Source organism: Pseudomonas sp. MDT1-85 (genome assembly GCF_054898065.1).
In genome coordinates, this window is record NZ_CM142715.1 from 3,694,092 (window position 1) to 3,709,437 (window position 15,346).

Sequence of the window (15,346 nt, forward strand, 5' to 3'; positions counted from 1 at the left end):
CAGTCAGTTAGCCATGGCGGCAGACTAGAGAGGCCAACCCCGCAAAAACTTGATCCATGTCAACGAAGGCCTAGGGGGCATAGGCCTATGCTTGTGCGGTCTACCTCTAAGGAGGTAGTACAGGAAAACCCTAAAACCGGCGGTTTATCAGCGTCTTAAGGTTTTCCACCAAGGTTTTTGCTGGCAAGGATCAGTCGACAACTCTTTAGAGGTAGCGCGCCCGGGATCGGCGGCAAAACCCATCCTGGAGCTGCACATGCTCGGTTTTCCTGATTTTTTCCGGGACCTGCGCTAATGATCCGCTGGTTGCGCAGTTCCCTGCCCGCTCGCGCCGGGCTGGCGGTGATCCTGATCGCCGTGCTGGCGCTTGCCAGTTCGTTGAGCGCCGGGTTGATCGCCTGGTTCAGCCAGGGCGATGCCGCCGCCATCAACACCGCAGGCTCGGTGCGCATGGAGACCTATCACCTGAGCTGGAAACTGGCCGCGGGTGCAACCGGCGAAGAAATCATCGCCATCAGCGACAGCCTGCAAACCCGCCTCAACAGCCAGTCACTCAAAGCGGTGCTGGAAGATGGCCCGACCGCTGCCCTGCAAATCAGCTACGGGCAAATCCAGCAACACTGGAACGAGGATTTGCGCCCGGCACTGGAGCGTGGCGATGCCGCCTATTTTCAAGTCCAGGCCCTGCCCTTCGTTGAACAACTGAACCAGTTCGTCAACCTGTTGCAGCGTCAAAGCGAACAGAAACAAGGCTGGCAACAGATGATCCAGGGCCTCGCCTTGTTCACCACCCTGTTCGTCCTGCTGATTGGGCTCTACGAATTGCAGTACGGAGTCGTCATGCCCTTGAAAGAGTTGGTGGACGCGACCCAGCGCTTTCGTCGCGGCGACTTCAAGGTGCGGGTCAACCATCAGTCCCACGACGAACTGGGCCAGTTGGCCACGAGTTTCAACACCATGGCCGAGACGATCGAAGACTCGCATCGCACTCTGGAGAGTCAGGTCCAGCAAAAAACCCTGAACCTGCAACAAGCCAATGCCGCCCTCGAGTTGCTGTACCAAAGCAGCCGAAGCCTGGCCACACGCCTGGCCAATGCCGAAGGTCTCGATGAATTGATTCGACGCTTCCAGCAACGCTTGCCCGGCTTGCGCCTGTCGCTGTGCCTGCAAGGCGAACTGCAGGCACCGGCCCAACAGTTACTGGCCCTGCACGGCGCGAATATCCGCGAAGTCTGCGCCAGTAGCGACTGCGCCACTTGCCAGAAACACCACAAAGCCAATCCGCAAACCTTCAGCATCAGCAACCAGGGCAGTGAACTGGGTGAACTGAAGGCGCACTTTGTCGACGGCCACCCCATGCAAGCCTGGGAAACCCAACTGATCCAGGCCCTCGCCAACCTGATCGGCACCTCGCTCTCGCTCAAGCGCCAACGGGAACAGGATCATCGCCTGCTGCTGCTCGAAGAACGCACGATCATCGCCCGCGAGCTGCATGATTCACTGGCCCAGGCCCTGTCCTACATGAAGCTGCAAGTCAGCCGCATGCAGACCCTGATGCGCCGTGGCGAACCGGTCCAGACCCTGGAAACCGTCACCGCCGAATTGCGCGAGGGGCTGAACAATGCCTATCGCCAGTTACGCGAGTTGCTGACGACTTTTCGCTTGCAGATTCACGACGCGGGACTGGTGCAAGAACTCAAGGACACCGCCGAGGAATTTTCCCGTCGCGGGGAGTTTCAGGTGCATCTGCACGTCGACACGCTGGCCTTTCAGCTAACGGCCAGTGAACAAATTCATATTCTGCAGATCACCCGCGAGGCGCTCTCCAACTGCTTGCGCCACGCCCATGCGCAAAACGCCTGGCTGCAACTGCGCCAAGACGGCGAGACCGTCAGGTTGTCGGTCGAAGACGACGGTCGCGGCTTCAGCGGCAACGTCGACCAACGCGAACACCACGGCCTGAACATCATGGATGAACGGGCTCGCAGCTTGCACGGCCAGCTGCAGATCATCTCCAGGGAACCCCAAGGCACCCGTGTCCAACTGGAATTCCACCCGGAATTTCTCGGGCAGCAAACAGAAGGTAGCGTCACATGAACCCGTCCCTGCAACACACCATCCTGCTGGTCGACGACCACCCGATGATGCGTCACGGCATCCGCCAGATGCTCGAACTCGAAGATGATTTCCTGATCGTCGGTGAAGCCGGCAACGGTGAAGAAGCACTCGTTCTGATCGAACCGCTGCAACCGGACCTGGTGTTGCTCGATAACAACATGCCGCAGATGAATGGCATCGAAACCCTGCGCCAATTACGGGCGATGCACCACACCGGCAAGGTGCTGCTGTTCACGGTGTCGGACGCCGAAGACGATATTCGCGACGCACTGCGCCTGGATGCCGACGGCTATCTGCTCAAGGACATGGAACCGGAACTGTTGATCCAGTACATCCGCGATGCCTTGAACGGCGCCTTGGTGATCAGCCCCGGCCTGACTCAAGTCATGGCCCAAGCGCTACGTTCTCCGCCTCGCCAGGCCGTGGTGGAATTGACCGAACGTGAACGTCAGGTGTTGAAAACCATCGCCAGCGGCTTCAGCAACAAGGTCATCGGGCACAAGCTGGGCATCACCGAAGGGACGGTCAAGGTCCACGTGAAAAACCTGCTGCACAAACTCGGCTTACGCTCGCGGGTGGAGGCGGCGGTGTGGGCCATGGAGCATCTGCGCAGTGCGGGCTGAGGGGTATGCCTCTTTGGAGGTAGGCCTGCAGAGGCATAGGTCATCCGGCTTGCGCTCTCTACTATGACGGTCAGCGGAGGTACGCCATGCTGACCCACCCTTCCATCGTTTTAACGTTGCGCCGTCATCATCTGTTCAGCCAACTGCCGGAGAAAGTCTTCGAGGAAGTCTGCAGCCTGGCCATGCTCAAGCGCCTTAGCTGTCACAGCACCCTCATGCATCAAGGGGATCCGGCCAGGCGTTTTTTCCTGCTGGTCAGCGGCCAGGTCAAGTTGTACCGGCTCACCGGTGAAGGCCAGGAAAACCTGGTGGAGATCATCCAGCCCGGCCAGACCTTTGCCGAAGCCTTGCTGTTCAGCCAGGCCCGGCTCTACCCGGTAAGCGCCACGGCGCTGAAGGACAGCGTGCTGGTGAGTATCGAGGGCAACCATTACCGCAATGCCCTGGAAGACCAGCCGAAAGTCTGTCTGGCGATCCTGGCGAGCATGAGCGTTCACCTGCACCTGCGTCTGCGTGACATCGATACCTTGACCATGGCCAGTGCGAGTCGCCGGGTGATCAATTTCCTGTTCCAGGAACGCAATCCGGTCAGCGGTCTGATTGTCTTGCAGGTGTCCAAACGTCTGGTTGCGTCGAAGCTGGGGATTCAACCGGAAACCTTCTCGCGGATTTTGCATCGTCTGGTGGAGTGCGGCCTGATCGCCATGGAGCGTCGCCATATCAGCATTCTCGCTGAAGAGGAGCTGGCGGCGTTTCAATAGTCGGAATTGACCGTCATCAAGGCGCGATGCCACGCACCTTGCACACTGGCAGAGTCCATCCACGGAGAGTGCAAATGCCCCGTTCAACCCTGCCTTTGGTTTACTCCTGCTCAGGTTGCTCCAACGTCGCCCAACTGGCCAACACCCTGGCCGTGCGACTGGACCGCAGCGGCCTGGCTGAAATGTCCTGCATCGTCGGGGTCGGCGGGCATGTGGCGGCGCTGGTCAACAAAGCGCGCTCGGGGCGCCGGATCTTCGCGCTGGATGGCTGCCCGCTGCAATGTGTTGAAAACTGCCTCAAGCAACATGGCCTGCATGCTGATGTGCATCTGATTCTCAGCCACTATGGGCTGCGTAAACGCCATGGTGAGGATTGCACGCAGGCGCAGAGTGATGAGTTGTTTGAAGGGATCAGGCAGTTGATTGCCAATGATGCTCGCCAGCATGTAAGCCGGCAGGAAACGATGGCCTGACGAACAACAAAAACCCTGTGGGAGCGGGCTTGTCGGCGCCCACAGTTGAGCAACTGCGGACCTGAGATAAATCCCAATGAGTAAGCGAGATAAATCCGGCCCATTCCAGGATAGGCTGACAAAAATTGGGACACCCTGTGCAATAGGGTTGCAACCCACGCAATAGAAAACGCTCCGCTGAGTCATCAACTGACGGGGCAAACATATCGACCTGCCGACCATACTTGCCCATGGATGCCGAAGGAATCTGCAGCCTGAAGCGGAAAAGGCCATCCTCGACTTAGCGTTAGCCCACCTGGAAGCCATCGCGAGGATGTTCGATAAAGATATTTAGCTGCGCTTTAAAAGGACACCCGTTGGCCGTGGCGACCGCTGGTCAGTGCGCAATAAAAAACGCATTGTCTTACGCATGATCATACGCAATAATTCGCAGGTAGCGGTACTCAACGCTTCCTGACGACTGAACTGACAACTGAACTGACGAGATAAATGACATGAGTGCACTCCTAGACCGAGCTGAGCAGGCAGTGTCTGCCACGGCTATGGCACGTAGTTTTGGAGCGCGATTGAAGGACATCGCCAGCGGGGAGGTAACCCACCTGGTGATATTCAAGGACAACGAACCAGCAGCGGTTTTAGTGGGCGTAAACGCCTACCAAGCGCTGCAGGACGAACTTGAAGATCTGCGCTCAGAACTACTAGCCATCGAACGCCTGTCCAGCCTCGACAATACAGTCACAGTGAGCCTTGAAGACATGGAGGCTCGCTTTAGTTAGGCAAAATGCAGATGAATTGGAATGTTCGGTTTCACCCTGCTGTAGAAGATGATCTCAAACAGCTCGGAAGCGCCGAAGCGAAACGCATTCTGAAAGTCATTCGGGAGCGCATCGTTTCAGGAGAGCCCGACAAGATTGGTAAACCCCTTCGGGGAGCCTTGGCCGGATACCGCCGGATAAGGACAGGTGATGTGCGCATCGTTTATCGCGTGAACGGTACTGAAATCGTTTTAGTTTTGTGCGTTGGTGCTCGCCGAGACGAAGAGGTCTACGATTCTGCGACTAAACGAGTCTGATTAAAAAACCCGCTTCGGCGGGTTTTTTCTTTTCCCGCCCGAGAAACCCGTGGCGAGGGAGCTTGCTCCCGCTGGGCTGCTCAGCAGCCCCAAAAAAGGAACAGCAGCACAGCCCAACGTCAGTCATCCACTCACCACAGCAGACCACACCTACGCAGGCTCAATTTTATCCAGCACCCGGTTTGCAGTGATCTCAGCCACCATAATGCTGTTTGAAATACCCAGCAGCGCGTAGCGCGACTCACCCTCCAAATGATCCACCAACTGATGGACCATTACATCGACAGAGGCAAGCGTCTCGACCAAAAAAACCGCCAAGGTTTCGGCAGTGGCCCCAGGGTCGACGGAAAACAGGGTGCTGCGTGTACGCGCGGTAGCTTTGATGTCGGCATTCGACGGGAAGTGGAAGTTCAGAGCCCGCTCGGCGGCCTCATTGAGCTTCTTTGAATCGGGTTCATACGGGGAGACCGGATCGATGTCCGGCGGGTTTGGCGTGACCTTGAACATGGTAAATCCTCGTTTACTAGTGGAGCTGCCACGTTCGTTTCCAAGCGAAGGGGTGGCAGCTGTACGCGGGTTGGAAAACCAGGGTAAACGAGCCCGGCAGACCTATAAGGTCTCCCACGCACAGCCGCCATAACGGAATGCACAGAGTGCGAAAAAGTACGTTATGAAGAGTGCCTTCGTGTCGTTTACCCGTCGAGTTTCCAAGCCCGACCGCTGAATGATCAGCGACACGGAAACGATAGAACCAAGCCCCACGACACACAAGCCGGCGGATTCTGGCGCAGCCGTAGGCAACGGCGCAAGGTTTTGTAGCTTTCAGGACGTAACCTTGAGGTTGCTTAAACAAGCAACCTCCGGCGATGTTTAATAAGCCAGAGCCCAAGTTTTTCGCGCTCGGCATCAAGCAATGTCGATTACCCCGCCGCCAACCCCTTCCCCGCCCGCTCCAGATTGCGCCACAACCAAACAGGCAACACATCAGGATCCAGACTGTCGATCAGATTCTTCAACGCCAACCCCAACTCCGTATCCCCCTCAATCACCAAACGCCGGCGAAAAAACAGCGTATCCGGATCTTCCTGACGACTCGCCAGTAGTAAAAACTCCCGCCAGTTACCACTGATCGTCACATGCGCCACGGCGCGCTCGGCAATCCGCAACCCTTTACTGCTGAGCGTCAGATACCAGGACAACCCCAGATCCGGAATCCGCAGACACAACCAACGCCCACGCAAAACCTCAAACTCACCATCGCGCAACGGCCCGGCGAGGCAGCGATTCAGCGCCTGTTGCAACGCCAGTCGCTGCACGGCAAAAGGCACCCGGCGCACCAACGGCAACACCCGGTCGGCACCTTTCAACAGCCACTTTTTTCGACTCAACACAGGCCGACCTCCTCGACACGCAGCATGCCGGCCTGGCCATGCCAATAACCATTGCACCCTTCGACAAACAGCGGCGGTGTCTCGCCCAGACGAACCCGTTGATAGGCCGCGACCACTTCGGCCATGCCCTGAGCGCGAGGGCTCAGACGCAACAGATCGGCGCCACAGGCCACCAATCCGGTGTAATCCGCCAGCAGATTGGTCACCTCCGCCGACATCGTTTGTATACCGTTGATGGTGAACAGCGCCTGCCCTTCCTGACTGGTCAACGGCAGGCCGTCGGGGTAGTTGATGCAGCAAAACTGGCAGTCGTCCTTGGGCCGGTTTTCCGCCCGAGCCGTAAAGCAGCGTGCGGAATAGGCCAACGGCAAATGCCCATACGCAAAGATTTCAACTTCCGGCACTGCATGGCCCAGTACGCGTACCTGTTCGATCACATCACCAATCAGCGCCGCCGAACATTCCACGGGCGGCACCCAGCGGGTCATCCCGCAGTCCAGCAGTTGCGCCAGCGTATGACCGTTGTACAAATTCAGCGCCGGGCCGCCCACGAACGGCAACTTGCGCTCGGCCAAAAACTGTACCGCGCCCATATCGTTGGCCTCCACCAGCAACTGGCCGTTGTCGCACAGCCGGCGCAGGCTGGAGAGTTCGGACGCCGCTTCGATCAGCGTCAGGCTGGAAAGCACCAATTGTGCCTGGCTGCACTCCTGCAACTCACGGCCCAAACCCAGCCATTGATCCAGTGAAAATGCCCGGCGTTTCGAGCACACGGTTTCCCCCAGGTAAATCACATCCAGGGGCAAGGCCGACATCTCGGCGTAAAAGTTGCTGAGTTGTTCTTTGTCCCAATAAAACAGAACCGGTCCCAGGCTGAGCTTCATGTCGCGCCCCTCATTGCCATGATCGATGATAAGCACCCAGAGTGGTCTGGCTGCCTTCGGACAAACCAGCCAGCACCTGACGCCATTCCTCCTTGACCCGAAAACTGCCCGGCGCGCCGCGATGGGCGTCCAGGGCCGCGCGCCAGACACGGGTGACTTGTTCGACATAGGCCGGGCTGCGTTGACGGCCTTCGATTTTCACCGCTTCGACGCCGATGGCCGTCAGTTCCGGCAGCAAATCCAGGGTGTCGAGACTGGTGGGTTCTTCCAGCGCATGAAAGCGTTTGCCGCCGACCAGGAAGCGGCCCTTGCACAACGTCGGGTAACCGGCCGGTTCGTCAGGGGTGTAGCGATCGATCAGGACTTCGCTGAGGCGTGCGCTCAAACCTTCGGCATCCTCGCTCCAGCGCACAGCCTTGGCTGGCGAACAGACACCGCACAGGTTCGGCGACTCACCGGTAATGTAGGAAGACAGATGGCAACGCCCTTCGGCCATGATGCACAAGCTGCCGAAGCCAAACACTTCGATGGGCACCGGGCTGCTGGCGGCGACCTGGCGTACTTGCGCCAACGACAACACCCGTGGCAGCACCGCGCGACGAATGCCGTAGCGCTGCGCATAAAACTCCAGCGCGGCGGCATGGGTCGCCGAGCCCTGGACCGACAGGTGCAACGCCAGTTTCGGGTGACGCTGACTGGCGTAGTTGAGCACCCCGGGGTCGGCGGCGATCAGCGCATCCACGCCGAAATCAGCGGCACGATCCACCGCCCGCTGCCAGCGCTCCCAGCCCTTGGGTTGCGGGTACGTGTTGACCGCGACGTAAAGTTTGCGTTGATGCTGGCGGATGTGGACGACCGCGGCGTCGAACTGCTTGTCGTCCATGTTCAGCCCCGCAAAATGCCGGGCGTTGGTGTCATCGCGAAAGCCGACATAGACGGCATCGGCGCCTTGGCGCACCGCCGCTTTCAGCGCAGGCAGATTCCCTGCCGGGCAGACCAGTTGCATGGGTAATCCTCATGAAAAAACGCATCCGGGCCATCGCCTGAGGCCCATGACGCGAAGGTCCGGGGCGATCGAAAAAGGCGCTGCCAGTCTAGCGAGACCGGCAGGCACGGCCTTGACGGCAATCAATTGCCATCAATGCATCAGGTCGGCGAAGGACAGGAACATCACGTTGTCGTGCTTGAGCACTTGCTGCTCGCACTCGATCACCGCCAGCCCATCTGCCCAGCACGCGGCGGTCAACATGGCCGAGCTTTGCTGAGGGTGCAGTTCCACGCTCAACTGGCCGTCGGCGCCGGGCGTCAATCGGGCCCGCAGGTACTGCCGGCGTTTGTTACGCTGCAACCAGTCGAACCCGGCTGGCACGGCCAACGGCACCGGCAGCACGTCAGTCACGCCTTGGGCCCTGAGCAGGAACGGACGCACCACCACCAATGCGGTAATCAGCGCCGCCGAAGGATTTCCCGGCATGCCAATCCACGGTTTGCCGGCCACTTCGCCAAAGGCCAGTGGCTTGCCCGGCTGGATGGCCAGCCGCCAGAAATCGACGTTGCCCAGTTCCTCGATCGCCTGTTTGAGGTGATCTTCCTCGCCCACGGACACGCCACCGGAACTCAACAGCAAGTCGCATTCCGAAGACGCCAGGCTCAAGGCATGCCGGCTAGCCGCCAACTCATCGACCATGGCGCCATAGTCGTGCACCTCGACGCCCCAGCCGCGCAACAACGCGGCGAGGCAATACCGGTTGCTGTTGTAAATCTGCCCCGGCGCCAACGGATCGCCTGGCTCACGCAGTTCATTACCGCTGCTGAGCAGGCACACCTGCAACGGCCGATAGACCTCGACCCGCGCGATACCTGCGCCGGCCAGCAACCCCAATTCTTGTGCGCGCAGGCGTTTGCCGGCCTTGAGCAATAGATCCCCGCGGCGAACTTCCTCAGCCTCCTTGCGCACATGATCACCAATGGATACAGGCGGGAACCAGACGCGCTCGCCCTCGACCCTACAGCGCTCTTGCGGCACGACGGTATCGGCACCCGGTGGCAATGGCGCGCCGGTAAAGATCTGCACCGTTTGCTGCGCGAGCAAGGGTGAACACGCTTGATCCCCCGCCGCAATTCGCCCGCCAATCGACAAACAACCACCCGCCTGGGGCAGGTCAGCTGCCCTGAGGGCATAACCGTCCATGGCACTGTTGTCCCAGGCCGGCAGGTTAACCGGGGAATGAATGTCCGCCGCCAAAACACGCCCCATGGCTTGATCCAGACGGACCATTTGCGCCAGGGGTGGCGGCGGTGCCTGGTCCAGCAGACGGCTGATGGCCTCGTCCACCGGCATCAGGTTGCCAATGTCGCACACCCGGCCGGTCATGAGCGTGTCCCGCAGGCGTCGATGACCCGCTGCGCTTGCGGTTTCAAATGCGGGGCGAAATTGCACGGGCCGGTGCGGCTGTCCAGTTGTTCGAGCAGGATCTTGTTCCAGGCAGTCCGGCAGGCACCCGGCGAGCCTGGAACGCAGCACACCAGCACGCCGTTACTCATGCCGGCCAGTGCCCGGGACTGCAGGCTGGACATGCCGATCTCCTCCAGAGAAACCTGCCGGAACAGTTCGCCGAAACCTTCCACATGTTTGTCCAACAGCGGCAGCACCGCTTGCGGTGTGTTGTCGCGAGCGGTGAAACCGGTGCCGCCGGTCATCAATACCACTTGCACCTTGGGGTCGGCGATCCACCGGGAAACGGTGGCGCGGATCTGATAAATGTCGTCCTTGACCAGATCACGATCGATCAACACATGCCCGGCTGTTTGCAGCAAATCCGTCAGGGTCTGTCCTGAAGTGTCGGTGTCAAAGGTGCGCGTATCGCTGATGGTCAGTACGGCGATGTTCAGGGGTTCAAATGTGCGTTGCGCCAGATGGGCCATATCCAGGTCTTCCCGTAGATGAGGGTATGGCCCAAAGCCTGAACCGGAATAGCGAGCGAGCCTATTCCTCCAAGGAGGTACCTCCACAGGGACATAAGGAGAATGTGTCGGACTCACAAAACCTGTGGGAGCGAGCCTGCTCGCGAATGCGGTATGTCAGTCGCACCTAATGGACCTGATACACCGCATTCGCGAGCAGGCTCGCTCCCACATTGTTCTTCATTGCTGCACGATCTGTTCAAGGCGCCAACCGGCTTCGCTTCCACAGACCATCGCGCAAACGGTAATCGAGTCGATCATGCAAGCGGTCAGCCCGCCCCTGCCAGAACTCCAGACGTTCAGGGTGCAGGCAGTAACCGCCCCAATGCTCAGGGCGCGACACGGTCTGGCCAACGAAGCGCTTGATGGTTTCGGCCAGCATGGATTCCAGCGCTGCGCGACTGGCCAGCGGACGGCTTTGCGGTGAAGCCCAGGCCCCCAGGCAACTGGCCATGGAACGAGAATCGAAGTACGCATCCGACAACGCCGGATCAAGCCTGGACACCTGCCCTTCGATACGCACCTGACGCTCCAGCCCCGGCCAGAAAAACGTCATCGCAGCATAGGGATTGGCGGCCAGTTGCTGACCTTTGTCACTCTGGTAATTGCCGAAAAAAGTAAAACCTTCATCGCTCAACCCCTTGAGCAGCAGAACCCGACAGTGCGGCCGTCCTTCACGATCGACCGTCGCCAGCACCATGCTATTGGCCTCGACAGGTGCGCACTCGGTGTCGCGGGCCTGTTGCAACCACTGCCGGAACATTGCCAGCGGATCGTCCAGCGCCGCCTCATCTTGCAGGCCATTAAGGGTGTAGTTACGGCGCATCTGAGCCAGGGAAAGCGGCATGACGGTGATCTCCAGAAGGTTTTACGCAGTGTGCGAGGCACTGCGCAAAGCCACCTTGATCACCATCAACACTGTCGCCTACTTGAGACGCAGCCGCCGGGCCAGTTTGTGCAGGTTGCTGGGGTCGACTTCCAGGATGCGCGCGGCGCTGGCCCAGTTTTCCCCGGACAGGCTCAGGGCCTGGAGGATTTTCTTGCGCTGGTAATCGTCGACGGCTTCGCCCAAGGGCTGGAACGGCAGATCAGCCATAACGTCCGGGGATGGCTCGACCACCGTCCCCGATGCCGCCATCGCGCTGTCGAGATCGAGAATTTCAGGCTCCAGCGTCATGATCAACGCGCGACTCGTACCGCGACTGAGCTGCTTCAACGCGGCCCGACTGATCACGTGTTCCAGTTCGCGCACATTGCCCGGCCAGGTGTAAAGCAGCAGCGCTCGCTCGGCCGCCGGTGACAGGCGCAAGCCGCGCAGGCCAAGCCGCGCCCGATTGAGTTCAAGGAAATGCCCGGCCAGCATCAACACATCGTTACCGCGCTCGCGCAGGGGCGGAATCGGCACCGGATACACCGAGAGCCGGTGATACAGATCGGCGCGAAACAAGCCGTCGCGGATGCTGTCCGGCAGGTGCCGGTTGGTCGCGGCGATGATTCGCACATCAACATGCAACGGCTTGTCGGCACCGAGACGCTGGATCTCGCCGTTCTGCAGGGTGCGCAGCAACTTCGCTTGCACGGCCAATGGCAATTCACCGACTTCATCGAGAAACAGCGTGCCGCCGTTGGCGGCATCGAAACGTCCGGCACGGTCACTGGTGGCGCCGGAAAACGCACCTTTGACATGCCCGAACAACTCACTCTCTGCCAGCGACTCCGGCAAGGCGGCGCAGTTCACGTGTATCAGCGGCTTGTGGTGGCGCCTTGAAAGACGATGCAAGCGCCGGGCGAACAACTCTTTGCCGACGCCGGTCTCGCCCAACAGCAATACCGGCAGATCGGAGTCGGCCAGTACATCCAGCTCATTGAGCAACTGATGCAACACCTCACTCTGCCCGAGGATCTCGCCCTCCTCGACCGGCATTCGCAAGTCCTGGGGATCGCTGCGGGACAGACGCAAGCTGCGGTTTTCCTGCTCGAGCCGGGTGACCCGCACGGCGGCTTCGATCTGCAAGGTGCAGCGCTTGAGCTCTTCCCGCGCGCGGCTGTCGAAGGTCCCGGCGTGCAGCGCATCGAGGGTGATCGCGCCCCAGATCCGCCCCTCGACATACAGGCTCACGCCCATGCAGTCATGCACCGGCAGCGGTTCGCCGACGTGGTTGTCGAGCAGGCCGTCATAGGGGTCCGGCAGGCGACTGTCGGGTTCGAACCAGGTCGGCTCGCGCGACGCCATGATTGCCGCCAGACGAGGATGCTGGGCGATGACGAACCGGCGCCCCAACGCTTCATGAACCAGCCCCACCGTCGCAACGGGCCTGAGGCTATCGTCATCCAGCCGCAACAAGCCCACGGCGCCACTGTTGAAGTATTCGCGCAGGGTCTGGACCAGTCGTTGCAACCGCACGGCATTGGGCAACTCGACGATCAGGTCGGCTGCCAGGCTTTCTCGCAGCATGGTAGTAATCACCCTCTATGGTTGGATTCACCCTAAAGCGTCAGGGTGTCTATCACCACAACTAAAAAATAATTCATGTTTTTCAATCACTTAAATATGGCATGCCGGATGCAATGAGCCTGGGGAACCGTTGAAACCCAAACAAGGAACCCTGATGAGCCAGACCCTATTGGAACAAAGCCTCGGCCAACTGGCCTGCGACATTCCCGGTGCCACCCGGATCTTTCATACCTTCAAACTGGACTTCTGTTGCGGCGGGCATAAAAGCCTGCGTGAAGCGGCCCTTGGCAAAAACCTCGATCCGGTCCTCATTGCCGACGCCCTGAACATTTTGCAAGACGCCGGCGAAACCCAGCACGACTGGCGTAACGAACCTATGGAACTGTTGATCGCCCACCTTCTGACGCGCTACCACGCCCGCCACCGCGAGCAACTGCCGGAACTGATCCGTCTGGCTCGTCGCGTCGAGCAGGTCCATGGCGCGCGTAGCAGCTGCCCCAACGGCCTGGCCGATCTTCTGACCGACATGCAACAAGAACTCGAAGGCCACATGCTCAAGGAGGAACAAGTGCTGTTCCCGATGCTGCAACAAGGCATCGGTGCTCAAGCGGCTCCGCCGATCCAGGTGCTGCGCTTCGAACATGATCAACATGGCGAAGCACTGGAGAAAATGCTCGCCTTGACCAATCACATCATCCCGCCTGCCGATGCCTGTAACACCTGGCGTGCGCTCTATCGCGGGCTGCTGGAATTCAAAGACGACCTGATGCAACACATCCATCTGGAAAACAACGTGCTGTTCATCAACGCCCTGAACCCTCGTCACTGATCGATTTTCGGAGGCCGCTTTCGCGAGCAGGCTCGCTCCCACATGGGGTGGTATTCCAATGTGGGGGCGAGCCTGCTCGCGAATAGCATCACCACGGATTTATGGGTTTTCCAGCACGATCAACCGTGCCAATAGAACATCGCCTTGGCCAGGATCACGATCAACACCATGTGCCCCAGGATGCTGCGGCGAATCCAGGTGGCGCGAGTCGCGGTCAGGCGCGCTTGGGTCAGCCAATAAGCCAGCAGCAAGTAATGGCCGATGATGCTCAGCGCCAGGATGATCTTCAGGCTCAGCAACGTACCAAAGCTGCTGGCCAACGGCTGACTCAATGCGCCCCGGTACTGCCACGCCAAGCCGATGCCGGCGCCATACAACAGCAACACCACGCCATGCAGCACCTTGCGCGAACGCACGGCAATCGCCTGATCCGCCGTGGATTGCGCGGTATCCGCCAACTGCTGACGGGCGCGATGCCAGATAGCCACCTCGAAAAACAACGTGCCGATGAAGGCAATCGCTGCCAGCAAATGCGTGACCAGTAAAAAGGGATACATCAGCGCCAGCCTCTGTCAGTTCGCGTGTTCATCCCGGATGACCGTCGACCCGGGCCCGCAACAGCATCGGCCCGTAGCGCCAGGCGTAAAGCGCAAACGCCAGCGCCCAGCACAGACCGGCCAACCACAATGCCGGCAAGGGAAAGAACTCGATCAACACGACCCGGCTCAGGCACGCCAGGTTGAGCAAGATGAACGCCAGGGTCATTCCCGACGGTGGTTCCAGCGCACGGCCGGTATGCCCGAGGCTGACCCGCGCGATCATCGCCAGCACCAGGCCACCCATAGCCCCTATGGTCAGGCAATGCACCACCAGACTCGGATTGATCGGCACGCCGAAATGCCACAGCGCCATCCCGAGACACGCCACCGCCAACCAGCCATAAGCCAGGTGCAGCGACCACAGTAACGGCACGCTCCAGAGTGCCCGGTCATGCCAGCGCACCAGTCGCAGCAGATGCCCCGCACCCAGCACCGCGAACAGCAGGCCCACCCAGACATTGGGGTTGAGCGCTGGTCCTGCGGCATACAACAATGCCACCAGCGGCGAGCCCACCAACAGCAGTCGATCCAGCCAAGGCCAAGCAGCAACGCCTTCCACCCGACCAAGGCCACGCTGGGTGAAGAACGGAATCACCCGCCCGCCGATCAACCCCATCATCGCCGCCACCAGCCAAATGCCGGTCAGCACACCCTGGCGCTGCCAGCCTTCATGCCCCTCGGCCAGACCGTACAGGGACAACCCGTCGGCCACGGCCAACAACAGCAGAACCACCACAATCGGGTAGTTACGTTTCTGCCGCACCTTCCACAAGGTGAAGCCCATGAGCACCGCCACCGCCAACGGGAACGCCATTTCCAGCACCGCGAGCAACGGCCACGGCACATTTGCCATCCAGGCCACCCGCGCCAATAACCACAGCAGCGCCAGAGCGGCCAACGGTTTGCCGCTGAGGCCGGGGCGACCGGTCCAGGTCTGCACGGCTGTCAGCAGAAAGCCCGCGATAATCGCCAAGCCGAACCCGAACAGCAATTCATGCCGATGCCAGCCCAGCCAACCGCCTGCCGGCTGCCAGTCGGAAATCGAGCCGCTGAAGGCCGCCAGCCACAGCGGAATGGCCAGCACCGCCAACAGGCAGCCGGCGAGGAAAAACGGCCGAAAGGCCAGCCGTAACAGCGGCGCGATTGCCATCGCTTTACGGCGGTCAAGCACTTGCAT

17 protein-coding genes are annotated in these 15,346 nt (G+C 60.0%); 7 read left to right on the forward strand and 10 right to left on the reverse strand.

Annotation, left to right across the window (positions count from 1 at the left end):
- Positions 1-294: 294 nt before the first annotated feature.
- From ACYZT2_RS16585 to ACYZT2_RS16610, 6 genes are all read left to right on the forward strand, one after another.
- Entirely contained in the window at positions 295-2,097 is a 1,803-nt protein-coding gene (locus ACYZT2_RS16585; protein WP_461965666.1) for a histidine kinase, read from the forward strand.
- Positions 2,094-2,741: a two-component system response regulator NarL gene (gene narL / locus ACYZT2_RS16590; protein ID WP_461965668.1), complete on the forward strand. Its 648-nt coding sequence runs from the start codon at positions 2,094-2,096 to the stop codon at positions 2,739-2,741. The genes ACYZT2_RS16585 and narL overlap by 4 nt, the downstream gene beginning before the upstream one ends.
- 86 nt (positions 2,742-2,827) lie before the next feature.
- Positions 2,828-3,502: a Crp/Fnr family transcriptional regulator gene (locus ACYZT2_RS16595; protein ID WP_461965670.1), complete on the forward strand. Its 675-nt coding sequence runs from the start codon at positions 2,828-2,830 to the stop codon at positions 3,500-3,502.
- 74 nt (positions 3,503-3,576) lie between these two features.
- Entirely contained in the window at positions 3,577-3,975 is a 399-nt protein-coding gene (locus ACYZT2_RS16600; protein ID WP_461965672.1) for a putative zinc-binding protein, read from the forward strand.
- Between the two features lie 542 nt (positions 3,976-4,517).
- On the forward strand, positions 4,518-4,751 hold the full coding sequence (locus tag ACYZT2_RS16605) for a type II toxin-antitoxin system Phd/YefM family antitoxin (RefSeq protein WP_030130731.1): 234 nt from the start codon (positions 4,518-4,520) through the stop codon (positions 4,749-4,751).
- Between the two features lie 11 nt (positions 4,752-4,762).
- Entirely contained in the window at positions 4,763-5,047 is a 285-nt protein-coding gene (locus ACYZT2_RS16610) for a type II toxin-antitoxin system RelE family toxin (RefSeq protein ID WP_030130730.1), read from the forward strand.
- 150 nt (positions 5,048-5,197) lie between these two features.
- Here the strand turns inward: ACYZT2_RS16610 and ACYZT2_RS16615 are convergent, their stop codons facing one another.
- The 8 genes from ACYZT2_RS16615 to norR all read right to left on the reverse strand — a co-directional run bounded on the left by ACYZT2_RS16615 (position 5,198) and on the right by norR (position 12,741).
- Positions 5,198-5,554 (reverse strand): DUF6124 family protein, encoded by a 357-nt coding sequence (locus ACYZT2_RS16615; RefSeq protein ID WP_030130729.1) that lies wholly within the window; start codon positions 5,552-5,554, stop codon positions 5,198-5,200.
- Positions 5,555-5,967: 413 nt separating this feature from the next.
- Positions 5,968-6,438, reverse strand: coding sequence for a ubiquinone anaerobic biosynthesis accessory factor UbiT (gene ubiT, locus ACYZT2_RS16620; protein ID WP_461965675.1), 471 nt, complete (start codon positions 6,436-6,438; stop codon positions 5,968-5,970).
- The gene (locus ACYZT2_RS16625) at positions 6,432-7,322 is read right to left on the reverse strand and encodes a U32 family peptidase (protein WP_461965677.1); all 891 of its coding nucleotides are present in this window, start codon (positions 7,320-7,322) and stop codon (positions 6,432-6,434) included. Before ACYZT2_RS16625 ends, ubiT begins: the two co-directional genes overlap by 7 nt.
- Before the next feature lie 10 nt (positions 7,323-7,332).
- Entirely contained in the window at positions 7,333-8,328 is a 996-nt protein-coding gene (gene ubiU / locus ACYZT2_RS16630) for a ubiquinone anaerobic biosynthesis protein UbiU (protein ID WP_461965679.1), read from the reverse strand.
- A gap of 132 nt (positions 8,329-8,460) precedes the next feature.
- On the reverse strand, positions 8,461-9,696 hold the full coding sequence (locus tag ACYZT2_RS16635; RefSeq protein ID WP_461965681.1) for a molybdopterin molybdotransferase MoeA: 1,236 nt from the start codon (positions 9,694-9,696) through the stop codon (positions 8,461-8,463).
- Positions 9,693-10,247: a molybdenum cofactor biosynthesis protein B gene (moaB, locus tag ACYZT2_RS16640; protein WP_038982823.1), complete on the reverse strand. Its 555-nt coding sequence runs from the start codon at positions 10,245-10,247 to the stop codon at positions 9,693-9,695. Before moaB ends, ACYZT2_RS16635 begins: the two co-directional genes overlap by 4 nt.
- 238 nt (positions 10,248-10,485) lie before the next feature.
- On the reverse strand, positions 10,486-11,133 hold the full coding sequence (pdxH, locus tag ACYZT2_RS16645) for a pyridoxamine 5'-phosphate oxidase (RefSeq protein ID WP_461965684.1): 648 nt from the start codon (positions 11,131-11,133) through the stop codon (positions 10,486-10,488).
- A 78-nt stretch (positions 11,134-11,211) separates the two neighbouring features.
- Positions 11,212-12,741: a nitric oxide reductase transcriptional regulator NorR gene (gene norR / locus ACYZT2_RS16650; RefSeq protein ID WP_461965686.1), complete on the reverse strand. Its 1,530-nt coding sequence runs from the start codon at positions 12,739-12,741 to the stop codon at positions 11,212-11,214.
- A 154-nt stretch (positions 12,742-12,895) separates the two neighbouring features.
- Here norR and ytfE point away from each other — a divergent pair, with 154 nt between their 5' ends.
- Complete coding sequence (gene ytfE, locus ACYZT2_RS16655; RefSeq protein WP_461965688.1) at positions 12,896-13,570, forward strand: iron-sulfur cluster repair protein YtfE; 675 nt, start codon at positions 12,896-12,898, stop codon at positions 13,568-13,570.
- 119 nt (positions 13,571-13,689) lie between these two features.
- Here ytfE and ACYZT2_RS16660 read toward each other — a convergent pair whose 3' ends face one another.
- The gene (locus tag ACYZT2_RS16660) at positions 13,690-14,127 is read right to left on the reverse strand and encodes a CopD family copper resistance protein (protein ID WP_461965690.1); all 438 of its coding nucleotides are present in this window, start codon (positions 14,125-14,127) and stop codon (positions 13,690-13,692) included.
- A gap of 28 nt (positions 14,128-14,155) precedes the next feature.
- Entirely contained in the window at positions 14,156-15,346 is a 1,191-nt protein-coding gene (locus ACYZT2_RS16665) for an NnrS family protein (RefSeq protein ID WP_461965692.1), read from the reverse strand.

Excerpts from the sequence above, each read along its gene's own strand:
- ACYZT2_RS16600 (WP_461965672.1), top strand. The coding sequence starts at position 3,577 with ATGCCCCGTTCAACCCTGCCTTTGGTTTACTCCTGCTCAGGTTGCTCC.
- norR (WP_461965686.1), bottom strand. The coding sequence starts at position 12,741 with ATGCTGCGAGAAAGCCTGGCAGCCGACCTGATCGTCGAGTTGCCCAAT.
- ACYZT2_RS16585 (WP_461965666.1), top strand. The coding sequence starts at position 295 with ATGATCCGCTGGTTGCGCAGTTCCCTGCCCGCTCGCGCCGGGCTGGCG.
- ACYZT2_RS16625 (WP_461965677.1), bottom strand. The coding sequence starts at position 7,322 with ATGAAGCTCAGCCTGGGACCGGTTCTGTTTTATTGGGACAAAGAACAA.
- ACYZT2_RS16665 (WP_461965692.1), bottom strand. The coding sequence starts at position 15,346 with ATGCAAGTGCTTGACCGCCGTAAAGCGATGGCAATCGCGCCGCTGTTA.
- ACYZT2_RS16595 (WP_461965670.1), top strand. The coding sequence starts at position 2,828 with ATGCTGACCCACCCTTCCATCGTTTTAACGTTGCGCCGTCATCATCTG.
- moaB (WP_038982823.1), bottom strand. The coding sequence starts at position 10,247 with ATGGCCCATCTGGCGCAACGCACATTTGAACCCCTGAACATCGCCGTA.
- ACYZT2_RS16610 (WP_030130730.1), top strand. The coding sequence starts at position 4,763 with ATGAATTGGAATGTTCGGTTTCACCCTGCTGTAGAAGATGATCTCAAA.
- ACYZT2_RS16635 (WP_461965681.1), bottom strand. The coding sequence starts at position 9,696 with ATGACCGGCCGGGTGTGCGACATTGGCAACCTGATGCCGGTGGACGAG.
- ACYZT2_RS16615 (WP_030130729.1), bottom strand. The coding sequence starts at position 5,554 with ATGTTCAAGGTCACGCCAAACCCGCCGGACATCGATCCGGTCTCCCCG.
- ACYZT2_RS16660 (WP_461965690.1), bottom strand. The coding sequence starts at position 14,127 with ATGTATCCCTTTTTACTGGTCACGCATTTGCTGGCAGCGATTGCCTTC.
- ytfE (WP_461965688.1), top strand. The coding sequence starts at position 12,896 with ATGAGCCAGACCCTATTGGAACAAAGCCTCGGCCAACTGGCCTGCGAC.
- pdxH (WP_461965684.1), bottom strand. The coding sequence starts at position 11,133 with ATGCCGCTTTCCCTGGCTCAGATGCGCCGTAACTACACCCTTAATGGC.
- narL (WP_461965668.1), top strand. The coding sequence starts at position 2,094 with ATGAACCCGTCCCTGCAACACACCATCCTGCTGGTCGACGACCACCCG.
- ACYZT2_RS16605 (WP_030130731.1), top strand. The coding sequence starts at position 4,518 with ATGGCACGTAGTTTTGGAGCGCGATTGAAGGACATCGCCAGCGGGGAG.
- ubiU (WP_461965679.1), bottom strand. The coding sequence starts at position 8,328 with ATGCAACTGGTCTGCCCGGCAGGGAATCTGCCTGCGCTGAAAGCGGCG.